Raw genomic sequence first — 16,522 nt, 5'->3', positions numbered from 1 at the left:
CGTCAGCCGCCGATCGCCGACATCGGGCGGTCGGGCTGGAGGAAGGACGGGTCGTCGAGGCCGGAACCGGGCTTCTTGGCCCACATGGCCGCGCGCCACAGACGGACGACCTCCTCGTCGACGTGGGCCGGGTCCCCGCCGGACCGCAGGGTGGCCCGGAGGTCCGTCTCCTCGCGGGCGAAGAGGCAGTTGCGGACCTGGCCGTCCGCGGTCAGTCGGGTGCGGTCGCAGGCCGCGCAGAACGGGCGGGTGACGGAACCGATCACGCCGACCCGCCCGGGGCCGCCGTCCACGATCCAGCGCTCCGCCGGGGCCGAGCCCCGCTCCTGCGACTGCTCCGGTTCCAGGGCGAAGCGGGTGCGCAGGGAGGCGAGGACGTCCCCCGCGGTGATCATGCCGGTCCGTTGCCACCCGTGCTGGGCGTCGAGGGGCATCTGTTCGATGAACCGCAGTTCGTAGTCGTGGTCGAGCGCCCAGGCCAGCAGGTCGGGTGCCTCGTCGTCGTTGAGGCCGGGCATCAGGACGGTGTTGACCTTGACGGGGGCGAGGCCGGCGCAGCTGGCCGCCGCCAGGCCGGCCGTGACGTCGGACAGCCGGTCCCGGCGGGTGAGGGCCTTGAAGACCTCCGGGCGCAGGGTGTCGAGGGAGACGTTGACCCGGTCCAGGCCCGCCTCGCGTAGCGCGTCCGCCGTGCGGGCCAGGCCGATGCCGTTGGTGGTGAGCGAGATCCGGGGGCGGGGGGCGAGTCGGGCGACCCGGTCCACGATGCCGACGAGACCGGGGCGCAGCAGTGGCTCGCCGCCGGTGAAGCGGACCTCGGTGACCCCGAGCCGGGTGACGGCGATCCGGATGAGGCGGACGATCTCGTCGTCGGTGAGCAGGTCGGACTTGGCGAGCCAGGCCAGGCCCTCTTCGGGCATGCAGTACGTGCACCGGAGGTTGCACCGGTCGGTCAGGGAGACCCGCAGGTCGGTGGCGACTCGGCCGTGGGTGTCGATGAGCACGTGGGTCCCCTCCCCGGTGGTGGCTAGGCGTGCTGGCGGAGCGCTCCGACCGGGTGTCCGGTGCGGGGCGGCCCCCAGGGTTACCGGTGAGCCTACGTGAGGGTGGGGGCGGGAGGTCGGGGCGTTTCCCGTCGCCGTCCCGCGGTGCGGGGCGGAACGGCGACGGGTCCGGTCAGTGGGCCCCGGTGCCGGTGAGCGAACGGACCTCCAGTTCGGCGTACTTGGCGGGGTCGGCGGGCTCCTTGGACAGGAGGGTGCCGAGCCAGCCGAGCAGGAAGCCGAGCGGGATGGAGATGATCCCGGGGTTCTCCAGCGGGAACCAGTGGAAGTCGACGTCCGGGAACATGGAGGTCGGCTTGCCGGACACCACCGGGGAGAACAGCACCAGCAGCACGGCGCTGCTGAGGCCGCCGTAGATGGACCAGAGGGCGCCGCTGGTGGTGAACCGCTTCCAGAAGAGGCTGTACAGGATCGTGGGGAGGTTCGCGGAGGCGGCGACGGCGAAGGCGAGCGCCACCAGGCCGGCGACGTTGAGGTCCCGGGCGAGGGCGCCGAGGCCGATGGAGACGATGCCGATGGCGACGGTGGCCCAGCGGGCGGCCCGCACCTCCTGCTTCTCGCTGGCCCGGCCCTTCTTGATGACGTTCGCGTAGATGTCGTGGGCGAACGACGAGGACGAGGCGAGGGTGAGTCCGGCGACCACGGCGAGGATGGTGGCGAAGGCCACGGCGGAGATCGTCGCCAGCAGGACGGCTCCCCAGGTGGAGTCCACGCCCCCGATGTGCAGGGCCAGCAGGGGGGCGGCGGTGTTGCCGGCCTTGTTGGAGGAGGTGATCTCCTCGGGTGCGATGAGGGCCGCCGCGCCGAATCCGAGGGCGATGGTCATCAGGTAGAACGCGCCGATGATGCCGATGGCCCAGTTCACGGACTTCCGGGCGGCCTTGGCGGTGGGCACCGTGTAGAAGCGGATCAGGATGTGCGGGAGTCCGGCGGTGCCGAGGACCAGGGCGATGCCCAACGAGATGAAGTCGATCTTCGAGGTGGCGGTGGCGCCGTACTTGAGGCCGGGCTCCAGGAAGGCGGCGCCCTTGCCGCTGTTCTCGGCGGCCTTGCCGAGCAGGTCGGAGACGTTGAACTGGAACTTCCACAGGACCAGGAAGGTGATCAGGAGGGTGCCGCCGATGAGGAGGACCGCCTTGACCATCTGGACCCAGGTGGTGCCCTTCATTCCGCCGATGGTGACGTAGAGGATCATCAGGACGCCGACCAGGGCGACGATGAGGACCTTCCCGCCGTCACTGGTGATGCCGAGCAGCAGGGAGACGAGGACGCCCGCCCCGGCCATCTGCGCGAGCAGGTAGAAGATGGAGACCACGATGGTGGAGGTGCCGGCGGCGGTGCGGACCGGGCGCTGGCGCATCCGGTAGGCGAGGACGTCGCCCATGGTGTAGCGGCCGGAGTTGCGCAGGGGTTCGGCGACCAGCAGCAGGGCCACGAGCCAGGCGACGAGGAAGCCGATGGAGTAGAGGAAGCCGTCGTAGCCGAAGAGGGCGATGGCGCCGGCGATGCCGAGGAAGGACGCGGCGGACATGTAGTCGCCGGAGACGGCGAGCCCGTTCTGGAAGCCGGTGAACTGTCGGCCGCCCGCGTAGAAGTCGGCGGCGTCCTTGGTCTGGCGGCCGGCCCAGACGGTGATGAACAGGGTGGCGACGACGAACGCCGCGAACAGGGAGATGATCAGCGGTCGGTGTTCGCTCGCTTCGGAGGCTGCGAGGACGGCCGGGGCGAGGTGGTCGGTCGCGGTGGTCATGCGCGGCCCTCCATGCGGTCCTTGATGGCCTCGGCCTTGGGGTCGAGCTTCGCTGCGGCGTGCCGCGAGTACCACCAGGCGATCAGGAACGTGGTGAGGAACTGGGCGAGGCCCAGTACGAGGGCGACGTTGATGTTGCCGAAGAGTCGGGTGCCCATGAAGTCGCCGGCGTAGTTGGACAGCAGGACGTACAGCAGGTACCAGGTGATGAAGGCGATGGTCAGGGGGAAGGCGAACGACCGGTAGGAGCGGCGCAGTTCGGCGAACTCCGCACTGCCTTGGACCTCGATGAACTCCTCGGTGGACGGCAGTCCGGCCCGGCGGTCGGGTTCGCCGTTCGGTGGGGGTGGTGCGTCGGTGGCCACGGAGTCTCCTCGCGGTGCGGATGCGACGGATGGGGGGTGCGACTCTGTTCTGGGGCTCGATGCGGGGGCGCCCACGGCGACCGGTTCGGCCGCGGGGGCGGGTCGTGCTGACGATGTGGACGTTCGTGACGGTGTGGAAGGTGCCGTTGATGACGTCGGATTCGGTACGGACATGTCGTTTTCTGACCTCACGGTGACGTGGATCACGCGAGTCGGATGGATGCTAGGCCCCTTGAGCGTGATCCGACAGGGGGCTTGACGGCCTGGCCGTCTGTCCAACGGCACGGCGCGGGGGGAGGAAGCGGCTCGCCGGGGACTGAACGGGGATTCAGCCGGCCGACCGGAAACGGGGCCTGACCGGCGACGGCGCCGGAGGAGCTCCCCGCAACTGGACGCGCATAGAACGGCGCGTTCGGCATTTCTTACGGAAATCATTGAAGGCCGGGGACGCCTAGGGATAACTTCGCCCTGAGCCATACGTCATGTACCTGCCCGATCACTCACCATCCTCGTGGTCGGGCTGCCCCGTTTCCGGATGATGTGGAGATCCCATGGTCCCGCTGCGCTCCAGACGCCGGTCCCTCCTGGCGGTGCCGCTCGGTCTGGCGCTGACCGCGTCGCTCGGCTTCCTGCCGGGCACCGCGACCGCCACGTCGGGCGGCTCGTCCCCCGCCGCCGCGACCGCCCCGGCTTCGGGCACCGCCGCGCCCGCCGACGGTCCGAAGCTGGCGTACGTGGTCAACACCGAGGTCGACCGGGGAACGGTCGCCGCGGTGCGCAAGGCGATCGCCCGGGCCGGCGGTGAGGTGGTCATCGCGTACGACAAGATCGGCGTGATCGTCGCCCACTCCGCCAACCCGGACTTCGCGAAGACGCTGCGCACGGTGCGCGGCGTGCAGTCCGCGGGCGCGACCCGCACCGCGCCGCTGCGCGCCGCCGGGACCACGCAGGAGGGTCCCCCGCAGTACCTGTCGAAGGCCGCGACCGCCGCCGCCACCCCGTCGACCGCGGCGGGCCGGGAGTCCGTGCCCGACACGGAGCCGCTGGAGGCGGAACAGTGGGACCTGCGGGTGATCGGCGCGGACAAGGCCGCGAAGATCAACCCGGGCAGTTCCAAGGTGACCGTCGCCGTCATCGACACGGGCGTCGACGACACCCACCCGGACCTGGCGCCGAACTTCTCGGCCGCCCAGTCGGCGAACTGCGTGGGCGGCAAGCCCGACACCTCGCCGGGCGCCTGGCGACCCGAGAAGCCGGAGCACTACCACGGCACGCACGTCGCCGGTGAGATCGCCGCGGCCCGCAACGGCATCGGCGTGGCGGGCGTGGCGCCCGGGGTGAAGGTCGCGGGCATCAAGGTCGCCGACCCGGTCAGCGAGTTGTTCTACCCGGAGAGCGTGGTGTGCGCCTTCGTGTTCGCCGCCGACCACGGCGTCGAGATCACCAACAACAGCTACTACGTGGACCCGTGGCTGTACAACTGCATGGCCGACCCGGACCAGCGGGCCATCGTGCACGCGGTCAACCGGGCCCAGCTGTACGCCCAGCGCAAGGGCACCCTGCACCTCGCCTCCGCGGGCAACTCCAACCACGACCTCGCCGCCGACGAGATCCTGGACGACTCCAGCCCCGACGACTCGGTCCCGGTCCCGCGGACCATCGACCCCAGCGAGTGCTTCGACCTGCCCACCCAGCTCCCGGGCGTGGTGACGGTGAGCGCCACGGGTTCGAAGGGCTTCAAGTCGTACTACTCCTCGTACGGCAAGGGCGTCGTGGACGTCGCGGCGCCGGGTGGCGACCGCCGCTACCAGATCCCCGACACCCCCTCGAAGAACGGACGCATCCTCTCCACCATGCCCGGTGGCGAGTACGGCTTCCTCCAGGGCACCTCGATGGCCGCCCCGCACGCGGCCGGTGTCGCCGCGCTGCTGAAGTCCGAGCACCCGTGGGCCTCCCCCGCGGTGCTCCAGGCCCTGCTCAAGGCGCAGGCCGACAACCCGGGCTGCCCGGCCGAGCCCTACGACCCGGACGGTGACGGCGTCGTGGACTCGGTGTGCGAGGGCAACAAGCACGCGAACGGCTTCTACGGCTACGGCGTGGTCAACGCCCTCGCCGCCGTCGACTGACCGGTCGGACCCACCCGGCCCACGGTGACGAGGGACCGGGTGGGCCCGGTCCCACGCCCGGGTGCGGGGGCGCGAGCGGGTGCACGGGGGACGGCGAGCCCGCCCCCCGCATCCGCCCCTCGCGCCCCTCCGCCCCCCTCCAGCGCCCGTCGGGCCGCCCCGCCCGGCGCCCCCTTCCCGCGTGACGCTCCCCCGCGGCGACGACCGACCGGCGCGTCGCCGCACCGCTCGTCCTCGTACCGCACATGTCGCCGTACCGCGCGTCACCCCGCGCCGCCCACGGCTCCACCCCGGCTCCCCCCAGATCGTTACTCCCGCCCGGCGCGCCACCCGCGCCGGTCAGACGAACCGGAGATCACATGAGCACGCCCCTCCCCCGCACCCGACGCGTCGCCACCGTCCCGCTCGGCATGGCCCTCGTCTCCACCCTGGCGTTCCTGCCGCACGCCACCCCGGCCACCGCCGCCGACACGGAGAGCACGCCGTCGGCCCTGAGCGCCGCGCCCGTGGGGACGAACCTCAGCTACGTCGTCAACCTGAGCCACCAGCACGCCGCCGACTCCGTCGAGCGGGCCATCCGCAAGGCCGGCGGCACCGTCGTCGCCACCTACCGGAAGATAGGCGTGATCGTCGCCCACTCCGCCGACCCGGAGTTCGCGAAGGTGCTGCGCACGGTGCGCGGCGTGCAGTCCGCGGGCGCCACCCGCACCGCGCCGCTGCCCGCGCAGGCCACCGGCGTCCTGGAGGCGCCCGAGGAACTGTCCGACGCGGAGGTCGCGGCGGCCACCGAGACGGCGGGCGCGTCCCAGGACCCGTTGCAGCCCCTCCAGTGGAGCCTGCCCGCGATCAAGGCCGACCGGGCCCACGAGCGGACCCTCGGCAGCAAGGACGTCACCGTCGCCGTCATCGACACGGGCGTCGACGACACCCACCCGGACATCGCCCCGAACTTCGACCGCGCGGCGTCCGTCAACTGCGTGTCCGGTGCCCCCGACACCCGGGACGGCGCCTGGCGCCCCGGCCCCGGCGAGAGCGCCCACGGCACGCACGTCGCCGGGGAGATAGCCGCGGCCAAGAACGGCACGGGCATGACCGGAGTGGCCCCCGGCGTGAAGGTCTCCGGCATCAAGGTGTCCACCCCGGCCGGCTTCTTCTACACCGAGGCCGTCGTGTGCGGCTTCATGTGGGCCGCCGAGAACGACGTGGACATCACCAACAACAGCTACTACACCGACCCCTGGTACTTCAACTGCGCCGACGACCCCGACCAGAAGGCGCTGATCGAAGCCGTCTCCCGGGCCGCCCGCCACGCGGAGCGCAAGGGCGCCGTGAACATCGCGGCGGCGGGCAACGAGAACTTCGACCTCGCCGCCGACGAGCTGACCGACCCGTCGAGCCCCAACGACAGCACCCCCGGCACCCGGGTCGTGGACCCCTCCGAGTGTCTCGACATCCCGACCCAGCTCCCCGGGATCGTGACCACCGCGTCGACCGGCGCCAAGGGCGTCAAGTCGTCGTTCTCCAACTACGGCAAGGGCGTCGTCGACATCGCCGCTCCCGGCGGGGACGCGACGCGGTACCAGCCGCCGCAGGCCCCCGCCACCAGCGGTCTGATCCTCGGCACCCTGCCCGGCGGCGGCTGGGGATACATGGCCGGCACCTCGATGGCCTCCCCGCACGCGGCCGGTGTCGCCGCGCTCATCAAGTCCACGCACCCGCGCGCCACCCCCGCCCAGGTCAAGGCCCTGCTGTACCGCGGCGCCGACGCCACCGCGTGCACCGACCCGTACGACATCAACGGCGACGGGAAGATCGACGCCGTCTGCGAGGGCGGCAAGAACCGCAACGGCTTCTACGGAGCGGGCGTCGCGGACGCCCTGGACGCCGTCAGCAAGTAGGCGCAGCACGGGCGCGCCGGCCGCGGCCGGCGCGCCCCCGGTCCCCGATCGCGCCACGGGTGCCCTACCTTCGCGTCCATGACCCACGAAGCCCTTCCGACCGCCCCGGACCTCCGGTCCGCCTGGACCGCGCTGGGCGGCGACCCCGCGCTGCCGTCCCGGGTCGGCACCGTGGTCCGGGCCGGCGCCCTGCCCTCGCCGCTGCCGGTACGGGAACTCGCCCGCGCCTGTGTCGGGGCCGCCTCGCTGGCGGCGGCCGAACTCGCCGCGGAGCGGGGCGCGCCCGGCCCGGTGCCCGCCGTGGAGGTGGACGACGGGGCGGTGGCCACCTCGTTCGTCAGCGAACGGCACCTACGGGTCGGCGGTCGGGCGCCGGTGGCGTTCGCCCCGCTGTCCCGGTGGTGGCGGACGGCCGACGGCTGGCTGCGCACCCACGCCAACTACCCCCACCACCGGACGCGGCTGCTGACCGCGCTGGGACTGCCCGCCGACACCGCCGACGAGGACGCCGTGGAGCGGGTCGCGCAGGTGCTGGCCCGGAGCAGCGCCCCCGGCGCGGAGGAGACCGTGTACGCGGCCGGAGGTCTGGCCGTGGCCCTGCGCACGCCCGCCGCGTGGGCCGCGCACCCGCAGGGCGCCGCGGTGGCCGGACTGCCCCTGGTGGAGCGGGCGGTGCTCCCCGGGCGGCCGGACGGGTCGCGCCCGCTGCCCCCGCCGGACGGTGTGCCACTGCTGCCCGCCGCCGGGGTGCGGGTCCTGGACCTCACCCGGGTGATCGCCGGGCCCGTCGCCACCCGCACCCTGGCCCTGCTCGGCGCGGACGTGCTGCGCATCGACTCCCCGGAGCTGCCGGAACTGCCCGACCAGTACGTGGACACGGGGTTCGGGAAGCGGTCCACGGCCCTGGACCTCGCCTCCCCTTCCGGGCGCCGGACCTTCGACGCCCTGGTGGAACGGGCCGACGTCGTCGTGACGGGGTACCGGCCCGGCTGTCTCGACCGCTTCGGAGTCGACCCCGCCGCCCTCGCCGCCCGACGGCCCGGGCTGGTGGTGGCCCGGTTGTCGGCCTGGGGTCCGAGCGGGCCGTGGGCGCGACGGCGGGGCTTCGACAGCCTGGTGCAGGCCGCCTGCGGCATCGCGGTCACCACGGGGTCACCCGAACGGCCCGGCGCGCTGCCGGCCCAGGCACTCGACCACGGCAGCGGCCACCTGCTGGCGGCCGGGGTGCTCCGCGCCCTGACCCTGCGCCAGCGGGACGGCGCCGGACGGTCCGTCGGGGTGTGCCTGGCCCGCACCGCTGCCTGGCTCACCGGCATCGACACCGGTGCCGATGCCGTGGCCGGTGCCGGTGCCGTGGCCACGACGGACCCGGGTCCGTCCCGTACGGTCGGCGCGCCGTACCGACCGCAGACGCCGGGCGGCACGGACCGGTGGCTGACCGAACGGGACGGGCCGCACGGGCGACTGCGGTACGCGCTGCCGCCCGTGCGCTTCGCGGGCGGCCCCACCGACTGGGCGACCCCGCCCGGCCCGTGGGGAACGGACCCGGCCCGCTGGCGGGGCGATCCCGCCTGACTTGCCCCGTCCGTCCCCGGTGGTGAAGATTCGGTGTGGACTCCCTACCCCCGATACCCGGGGCGGACGATGCGGCGGTGGCCCGGCCCTCGCCCCTGTCCGCCGCCCCCCGGCCGGCGTGGCGCGCCCCCCTCGCCCGGACGGTCACCGTGCTCCTCCTGCTGCTGCTCGCCGGTCTGATCCCGCTGTTGGGACCGTCGTTGGCCCTCGACGGCACCGGGGAGGACCCGGCACCCGGAACCGCCGGCATCGGCCTGTTGCGGACGGTCCTGTTCGCGGCACTGGCGATCCAGTGCGGGGAACTCTTCGGCGGGCTGCTGGCGCGCCGGGTGCCCGAGGTGCCGGACGGGGGTCCACCGCCCTCGTGGTCGGGGTACGCGGCGTTCGCCGGGACGGTGGCCGCACTGGGCCTCGCCTCGATCGTGGCCACCGGGAACCTGGTGCCCGGCCGGCTGTCGGACATGGACGTCGGAGGGCTCTACCAGACCCGGGACGGGGCGCTGGCCCTGGTGGAGGTGAACGCGTTCCTCGTCGCGGGGTTGCTGTCCCGGTCGCGCAGGACCGCACTGCGGGCGCTGCCGCTCGTCGCGGTCGTGGTCGCCGAGGCCCTGCGGGCGCACCCGGTGACCGAGTTGCGGCCGCTGGTCGGGGCGGGGCTGACCCTGGTGCACCTGACGAGCGCGTCCCTGTGGGTGGGCGGTCTGGTGTACGCGGTGCGGGTCGGCTGGCGATGGCGGGCGTCCGACCCCCGTGCGGGAACCGCGCTGTTGGCGCTGTACGCGCGGGTGGCCGTGGTCCTGCTCGCTGCGGTGACGGCCACGGGGCTGGTCAGCACGGTGCGCCGGATGCCGCCGGACACCCTCTTCGAACAGCTGCGGACCACCGCCTACGGGCGGGTGCTGCTGGCCAAGGCACTGCTCATGGTGGTGGTCACGGTGCTGGCACTGGTCGCCCGGCGCCGGTTGCTCCGGGCGACCCGGCCGCGCCGTAGACGGGCCCGACCGGCCGATCCGCTGGCCGCGTTCGCACCCGCGCGCGTCGAGGTCGCCGTACTGGGCCTGGTGGTGGCGGTGTCGGCGCTGCTGACGGCCCTGCCGGTGCCGATCCGCTGGGGTGCGCTGTGGTGGTGAGGCACGCGGCGCGGGTTCACGGGGTGACGAGGACCTTGAGGGCGGTGCGCTCGTCCATCGCCCGGTAGCCGTCGGCGATCTGTTCCAGACCGACCGTCAGGTCGAACACCGGTGAGGGGTCGAGGGTGCCGTCGAGGACGTCGGGCAGCAGGTCCGGCAGATGTGCGCGGACCGGGGCGACACCCCCGCGCAGGGCGATGTTCCGGGCGAACATGATCCCGAGGTCCACCCCGGAGGCGCTGCCGTGCGGCACGCCGACGAAGCCGACCGCCCCGCCGTCCCGGGCGATGCCGAGGGCGGTGCGCATCGACTGTTCGGTACCGACCGCCTCGACCACCGCGGGGGCGCCCTCGCCGCCGGTGAGCTCCCGGACCGCCTCGACCGCGGCCTCCCCCCGCTCGGCGACGACGTCGGTGGCACCGAAGTGGCCCGCCAACGCGGTGCGTCGACCGTGTCGTCCCAGGGCGATGATCCGTTCCGCCCCGAGCCGGCGGGCGGCCAGCACCGCGCACAGGCCGACCGCACCGTCCCCGACGACGGCGACCGTCACACCGGGGCGCACGCCCGCGCCGAGGGCCGCGTGGTGGCCGGTGCCGAGGACGTCGGACAGGGTGACGAGCGCGGCCAACAGCCGGTCGTCGCCGAGCGCGTCCGCGGGCAGGGTGACGAGGGTGCCCTCGGCGTACGGGACGCGCACCGCCTCGCCCTGTCCCCCGTCGTACCCGGGGCCGCCCCAGGCACCCCCGTGCACGCAGGAGGAGGTGAGGCCGTCCCGGCAGTACGCGCACACGCCGTCGGACCACAGGAACGGCGCCACCACCAGGTCCCCGGGGCGCACCCGGGTCACTTCGGCACCGACGTCCTCGACGAGGCCCAGGAACTCGTGCCCCATGCGCTGCCCCGGCCGGCGCCGGGCGGCACCCCGGTAGGCCCACAGGTCGCTGCCGCACACGCACGCCCGCACGACGCGGACCACGGCGTCGGTGGCGTACTGGACGCGGGGCGCGGGCACGTCGTCCACCCGGATGTCACGGATGCCGTGGATGGTGGTGGCGCGCATGGGCGAGTCCTGTGCCGTGCGGGCCCCCGGACCGGGTCCGGGAACCGCCGTTCAGATCCGTTCCTCACGGTACGCCGGGTCGCCGCCGCGGTGCGCGGTGGCGGCGGCGAGGACGCCGGTGGCCAACAGGAACTGGGCGGTGAGGTAGGTGAGCATGACCCAGAAGTCGGGGCGCGGCAGCTGGGGCCAGTCGGCGATGCCGGTGGCGATGAGGGTGTCGGACAGCAGGAAGAGCGCGCCCCCGAGCCCGGTGACCGGCCCCAGGAGCCCGGCGCGGAACGCCATCACGGTCAGGAGCACGCTGTAGAGCGCCACCGGGACGCGCAGCCCGGCCGGGAGGTCCGGCCACAGCACGGTGACGGTGCCGACCAGCGCGAGGGCGTACGCGGCACCGAGGACGGCGCGCCCGTTCCGGGTCCGGGGGTCACGGCCCGGGCGGCCGTAGCGGGCGAAGAGCGCCAGGTAGCAGAAGTGGCCGACGGCGAAGGAGCCCATGCCGGCGAGGAACGCCAGGTCGTGGTCGACGAGCAGCAGGACGTCACCGCCCCAGCCGCACAGCAGCGCCGCGGTGAGCAGGCGCGGGCCGCCGCTGAGGGCGGCGTGGGCGGCGAGCAGGAGCAGCAGCACGGGTTTGACGGCGGTGTGGCCGGCGGAGGAGCCGGCGAGCAGGGCCACGAGGTCGGCGGTGGCGGCCACGGCGTAGGCGGCGAGCAGTCCGCGGAGCAGGGTGGCGTGCCGGGTGGTCGGCGCGGCGGGGAGGAGGGGCGGGATCACTCGGGGTCTCCGGGGGACGGGACGGGTGCCGTGGGGGGTCGGGCGGCATCCGTGAGAGGGGGCATGGATGCACCGTAGGGGGCGTTCCGGGCCACCACCAGACGTGATTACCCACAAGTATTACCGTTGAGTAGGTCGTCACTTCTGTGCACTTCGCCCCTTGTCAGGACGGTGCCGAGTCACGCTGGGGCGGGGCGGGCCGGGTCAGACGCCCGCCGCGCCGAGCAGGGAGCCCACCGCGTAGGTCACGCCCATCGCGAGCGCGCCGCCGACCACGTTGCGCAGCACCGCGCGCCGCGGATCGGCGGCGCCGAGGCGGGCACTGGTCCACCCGGTGGCGACGAGCGCCGCCAGCACCGACAGGACGGTCACCGCGAGGCGCCAGTCCGCGGGCGGCAGCACCATCGCGAGCAGCGGCAGCAGGGCCCCGGCGGTGAACGCCAGGAAACTCGCCCAGGCCGCGTGCCAGGGATTGGTCAGCTGGTCCGGGTCGATGCCCAGCTCCACCCGTGCGTGGGCGCGCAACGCGTCGCGTGCGGTGAGCTGTTCGGCCGCTTCCCTGGCGACGGCGGCGCTCATGCCGCGGTCGGTCAACAGGCCCGTCAGCTCTGCGAGTTCGGCCTCCGGCTCGTCCCGCAGCTCCCGACGCTCCTGGGCGAGCGCCGCCTGCTCGGAGTCCCGCTGGGTGGACACCGACACGTACTCGCCGGCGGCCATCGACATCGAGCCCGCGAGCAGTCCCGCGAGGCCCGCCGTGAACAGGGCCGACCGGTCACCGGTGGCGCCCGCGACGCCGACCACCAGGCCCGCCGTCGACACCACGCCGTCGTTGGCGCCCAGGACCGCCGCCCGCAACCAGTTGAGGCGCCCGCCGAGCGCACCGCCGTGGGCCTCGTCGTGCGGGGGCGGCTGACCGCCCGGGGGTGTCGGTTCGCTCACCGCTGGAGCGTCTCACCCCCGGGCGACGGCACGGGGACGCCGCTCCGGGACGCCCGGGGACGTCAGCCCTGCTTGGGCGCGGCCTGCTGGACGACCTCGAAGGACCACACCGTCGAACCGGAGGCGGCGGGCTTGGGCCGCTCACCCGTGGCGGCGCCGCCCCGGTGGGCCGCCTGCATGGGCCCGTCCATCCACTTCTGGAAGTCCTCCTCGCTGCGCCAGCGGGTGTACACCAGGTACTGGTCGGTGCCCTCGACCGGGCGCAGCAGCTCGAACCACTCGAAGCCGTCGGAGCCCTCCACCGATCCCGCGCGGGACGCGAACCGCTGCTCCAGCACCTCGCGCTGTTCAGCCGGGACGGTCAGGACGTTGATCTTCACGATACTCATGCGTCCATCCTGCCGTGCCCCGGTCCGGGGGCGACGCAGGGGCCCCTCCACGACGGGTGCGACCAGCGCCCGGCTGCGCGCTAGGCGTCCTTGACCGGCACCCTGAGGTCGAGGTTCCGGATGACGACGGTGTCCACCTCCGGTGTGACCTCGAAGTAGCCGGACGCTTCCGTCTCGGTGATGACGGGATTCACCGGGTCGTCCGGCTCCTTCTCGACGATCTGGAGCACCAGCTCGTTCGGCTGCGGGTTGATCCCCGGATCGCCCTTCGCGAGGCTCAGCGCGAAGCCGGTGCTCGGGCAGGAGAGGTGCCCGGTAACAGTGACCCGGCGTCTGCCACCGCTGTGCAGGGTGGCCACGGCCGTGAAGTCATCGGTCGTCAACTCGCAGCGCAGCAGGGAGTCTTGGTCTTCCGGGGTGCTCATGGTGCTCACCAGGTGGGGTAGGTGCGGTCGGTCGGGGACGTGGGGCCGTCACAGGGCCGGTCCCGTCCCTTCCAGTGTGTGCCGCGGCCGTCCCCCTTGCCACTCGTGCAGCCCCGGCCCGCGGGCCCTCGCGATCCCCCGGGCGACCCGGTGCGGGGCCTCGCCCACGGGTGCCCGTCCGCCCGGGAGCGGGCGGCAATCCCGTGGCGGAGCGTGCGCGGCGCCGCATACACTCCACTCTCGCGGGGGCGGCTCCGCGGCGTGCTTCCTTCTCATCCTCTGCATGGGTTCCGTAGTGCGCCCGCTCTCCGCCCCCGCTCATCACGTCCCGGGGGGCCCAGATGACCGAACTCGCTCTCGTGCTGCTCCGCCGGATGCGCACCGTCTACCTCGACGCACCCGCGCCCGCGCCGGGCCACGAGCCGGTGGCCGACTCGTCGACGATCGTGGCCGGCGAATCGCTGTTGCTGGAACGGGGCCACACCCTCAGCAAACCGCTGCGCGACGCGCTGGCGGGGCTCGGCCGACTCCGGCAGCGGATGGCGCTCAACACGCTGGTCAAGCAGCTCGACTCGCTGGTGGGCGCCGACCGTCCGCACTTCCCGCTGTTCCGTCGCTTCCCGCTGTCCCCGCCGGACGACACCCACGAGCTGTACGTGCAGCGGGTGTTCGCGCTGCTCCTCCAGCACCCCGGGCAGCCGTGCGTGCGGTGCGCGCGGAACGGCTCGGTGCACCCGGTGTCGCCGTGCGCCCATCTGGTGTGCCGGTCCTGCTGGGACGGCGCCGACTACACGGGCTGCCCGTTGTGCAACCGCCGCATCGACCCGGACGACCCCTTCCTGCTGCCCACCGCTCCCCCGGACCCCCGGCGGTTCACCGTTCCCGTCGGGCCGCTGAGCCCGCTGGTACTGGGCGGTGACCGGGCCGCCGACAGCGGGCGGGCGCTGGCCCGGTTGCTGGCCCGCCGCACCCCGTTGTCACCGCAGGACCGGGACGACCTGACGGTGCTGCTCGCGCACGCACCGTGCCCCTCGCGGTGGCTGCCCCTCGACGTCCCCGTCCGGGAGACGAAGGCCCTGGTCCTCGGCACCCTGCTGCGCGAGCCCGCCACCCGCGAGGCAGTGCGCCCGCTGCTCGCCGAACGGCTGACCACCGCCACCGACGTGCTGCGGCTGCTGCGGGTGTGGTCGGACGGCGGGGGCGACCTGGTCGGCGGGCATCCGCTGCGGTCCCTGCCCCGTCCGCTGCGCCGCGACCTGTTGACGGCCCTGGACGGTCTTGCGGTGTCCTCGGCGGTCGAGGACATGGCCCGGCACCCGGGTCTGTGGAAGGCCGCGGGGCAGGTGCTGCACCCCTTCGAAGGGCACCGGCGGCACCCGCGAGCGGCCCTGGCGTTCGCCGTCGTGCGCGGCACCCCGCTCCGGGACGATGCGCTCGGCCGTGCGCTGCGCGCCACGGCGGACGCGCACCCGGACGCGGTGCGGCGCCACGGGCGGCGACTGCGGCCCGTGCGGTTCCGGGCGCACGTGGAACGGGTGCTCGCCGCGCGGGACACCGGGGAGGCGTTCGCCCTGCTCGCCCGGCGGCCCGGCGAGTTGCTGCGGCGGCTCGACCACCTGCTGCGCTTGTCGGGCGACCCGGACCTGTCCGCGGCGACGGCCGACCTGCTGCGCGAGGCGCTGCCCCGGGCGGGCGCGGGACCGCTGCTCGCCGCGTACGGACGGCTGCGGGTGCGGCACCGGCCCGGCGGACGGCGGGTGTTCCTGCCCCGGGGCCGGGCGACGCACGCCTTCACGGTCCCCGACACCAGGGAGCCGCTGCCGGCGGAGCTCACCGCCCGGGTGGGCGCGCTGTTGGAGGACGAGGTGCTGCGCAGGCTGTCGCAGGCACCGGGCGTGGACCTCGCCGTACTGGACGCCTCCCTCGCGGACCTCCCCGTGCCGACGGCCGAACACACCGCGTCGAAGAGCCTGGTGTCCCTCCCGCGCGGCAGTGTGCGCCCGCTGCCGCAGGGCCCGATCGTCCGGCTGTTCCTGCACTGGCGGCAGCGCGGGCAGCAACCCGTCGACCTGGACCTGTCGGTGGCGCTGTACGACGCGGACTGGGCGTTCACCGGTCTGTGCGACTACACGGAACTGAGGTTCGGCGAGGGCGCGGCCGTGCACTCCGGTGACCTGACCTCCGCGCCCGCGCCGCTCGGCGCCACCGAGTACGTGGACCTGGACCCGGCGGCCCTCGCCCGGACGGGGGGGCGCTACCTCGTCCCGGTCGTGTTCAGCTTCGACAACACCCCCTTCGACGCGTTGGCGGACGGGTTCGCCGGGTTCATGGCCCTGCCGTACGAGGGCCGCGATGCGCGATTCGATCCGGGGGCGGTGCGCCAGCGCTTCGACCTGGCCGGTCCCGGTCGGGTCCAGCTGCCGATGCTGGTGGACCTGGAGCGGCGGGTGAGCGTGTGGACGGACGTGCAGGTGCCGGCGTCCGAGGGGTACCACCGCGTCGCCCGCCACCGCTTCCAGTTGGGCCGGGTGGGGCGTGACCTCCATGCGCACCTCGGGGCCGGCCGCACCACGCTGTGGGACCTGGCGGTGTGGCACGGTGCCGCCCGCGCCGAGGAGGTCGCCGTGGTCCGCCGGGCGCCGGGGCCCGAAGAGCCGGACGAACTGTGGGTGTACCGGAGGGCGGACGGGGAAGGGCGTGCCCGGTTCGCGGCCCGGGTCCGCGACGGCGGCCCGCCCGAGGAACGCCGCCCGGGCGCGGTGGACGCGCTGGCCGCCGAGGCGGCCCGGGGCAAGCGGGTCCTGCTCGCCCTGGTGGAGGGGGACGTCGCGCCCGACGAGGTCAGCGGGGAGGTGTACCGGCTGCTCCCGGGGCCCGTCGACGGGTGCGGTCTCGACCTGCTCGCGGCCCAGGACCTGGTGGCCGCACTGGGTTGACCCGGGGTCGGAACGGGCACCCTGTACCGGGCGGGCCGTCAACCTCGTGCCGCACCGCGCCAGTTGTGCGCCGACCGGGCGGGGCGCCGCG

Annotated in this window: 13 protein-coding genes; 5 read left to right on the top strand and 8 right to left on the bottom strand. The window is 74.1% G+C overall.

Going from position 1 to position 16,522, the window contains the following annotated elements; genetic code table 11:
• Nucleotides 1-2: 2 nt before the first annotated feature.
• The 3 genes from moaA to ACFYOU_RS11585 all read right to left on the bottom strand — a co-directional run bounded on the left by moaA (nucleotide 3) and on the right by ACFYOU_RS11585 (nucleotide 3,179).
• Entirely contained in the window at nucleotides 3-1,004 is a 1,002-nt protein-coding gene (gene moaA, locus ACFYOU_RS11595; protein ID WP_391304923.1) for a GTP 3',8-cyclase MoaA, read from the bottom strand.
• Between the two features lie 172 nt (nucleotides 1,005-1,176).
• Entirely contained in the window at nucleotides 1,177-2,814 is a 1,638-nt protein-coding gene (locus ACFYOU_RS11590) for a sodium/solute symporter (RefSeq protein WP_391304921.1), read from the bottom strand.
• A complete protein-coding gene (locus ACFYOU_RS11585) occupies nucleotides 2,811-3,179 on the bottom strand; it encodes a DUF485 domain-containing protein (RefSeq protein ID WP_389761138.1) in 369 nt (122 codons plus the stop codon). The genes ACFYOU_RS11590 and ACFYOU_RS11585 overlap by 4 nt, the downstream gene beginning before the upstream one ends.
• Nucleotides 3,180-3,730: 551 nt before the next feature.
• On the opposite strand from ACFYOU_RS11585, the gene ACFYOU_RS11580 reads away from it, so the two are divergent.
• The 4 genes from ACFYOU_RS11580 (at nucleotide 3,731) to ACFYOU_RS11565 (ending at nucleotide 9,908) form a co-directional block, all read left to right on the top strand.
• Nucleotides 3,731-5,305 (top strand): S8 family serine peptidase, encoded by a 1,575-nt coding sequence (locus ACFYOU_RS11580; protein WP_389761140.1) that lies wholly within the window; start codon nucleotides 3,731-3,733, stop codon nucleotides 5,303-5,305.
• 359 nt (nucleotides 5,306-5,664) lie between these two features.
• Nucleotides 5,665-7,203: a S8 family serine peptidase gene (locus ACFYOU_RS11575; protein WP_391304918.1), complete on the top strand. Its 1,539-nt coding sequence runs from the start codon at nucleotides 5,665-5,667 to the stop codon at nucleotides 7,201-7,203.
• A gap of 78 nt (nucleotides 7,204-7,281) precedes the next feature.
• Nucleotides 7,282-8,778 carry a CoA transferase gene (locus tag ACFYOU_RS11570; protein ID WP_391304916.1) on the top strand — a complete coding sequence of 499 codons (1,497 nt, stop codon included), beginning with the start codon at nucleotides 7,282-7,284 and terminating at the stop codon, nucleotides 8,776-8,778.
• A gap of 77 nt (nucleotides 8,779-8,855) precedes the next feature.
• Complete coding sequence (locus tag ACFYOU_RS11565; protein ID WP_391304914.1) at nucleotides 8,856-9,908, top strand: CopD family protein; 1,053 nt, start codon at nucleotides 8,856-8,858, stop codon at nucleotides 9,906-9,908.
• Nucleotides 9,909-9,924: 16 nt separating this feature from the next.
• On the opposite strand, the gene ACFYOU_RS11560 is transcribed toward ACFYOU_RS11565, so the two are convergent.
• The 5 genes from ACFYOU_RS11560 to ACFYOU_RS11540 form a co-directional block, all read right to left on the bottom strand.
• Nucleotides 9,925-10,968 (bottom strand): zinc-binding dehydrogenase, encoded by a 1,044-nt coding sequence (locus ACFYOU_RS11560; protein WP_391304912.1) that lies wholly within the window; start codon nucleotides 10,966-10,968, stop codon nucleotides 9,925-9,927.
• 51 nt (nucleotides 10,969-11,019) lie between these two features.
• Nucleotides 11,020-11,742: a lysoplasmalogenase family protein gene (locus ACFYOU_RS11555; protein ID WP_391304910.1), complete on the bottom strand. Its 723-nt coding sequence runs from the start codon at nucleotides 11,740-11,742 to the stop codon at nucleotides 11,020-11,022.
• A 204-nt stretch (nucleotides 11,743-11,946) separates the two neighbouring features.
• Nucleotides 11,947-12,681 carry a VIT1/CCC1 transporter family protein gene (locus tag ACFYOU_RS11550; protein WP_391304908.1) on the bottom strand — a complete coding sequence of 245 codons (735 nt, stop codon included), beginning with the start codon at nucleotides 12,679-12,681 and terminating at the stop codon, nucleotides 11,947-11,949.
• Nucleotides 12,682-12,743: 62 nt separating this feature from the next.
• Nucleotides 12,744-13,070, bottom strand: a complete 327-nt coding sequence (locus ACFYOU_RS11545) for an antibiotic biosynthesis monooxygenase (protein WP_391304906.1) — start codon at nucleotides 13,068-13,070, stop codon at nucleotides 12,744-12,746.
• Between the two features lie 80 nt (nucleotides 13,071-13,150).
• Nucleotides 13,151-13,495, bottom strand: a complete 345-nt coding sequence (locus ACFYOU_RS11540) for a hypothetical protein (protein WP_391304904.1) — start codon at nucleotides 13,493-13,495, stop codon at nucleotides 13,151-13,153.
• Between the two features lie 341 nt (nucleotides 13,496-13,836).
• Between ACFYOU_RS11540 and ACFYOU_RS11535 the strand changes: the two genes are divergently transcribed.
• Nucleotides 13,837-16,431, top strand: a complete 2,595-nt coding sequence (locus ACFYOU_RS11535) for an MXAN_6230/SCO0854 family RING domain-containing protein (RefSeq protein WP_391304902.1) — start codon at nucleotides 13,837-13,839, stop codon at nucleotides 16,429-16,431.
• Nucleotides 16,432-16,522 lie beyond the last annotated feature (91 nt).

It is taken from the genome of Streptomyces sp. NPDC005955 (assembly GCF_042871255.1).
Taxonomy (GTDB): domain Bacteria; phylum Actinomycetota; class Actinomycetes; order Streptomycetales; family Streptomycetaceae; genus Streptomyces.
Note: the sequence above shows the minus strand (reverse complement) of the source record. Positions and strands in the feature narration are given on the sequence as shown.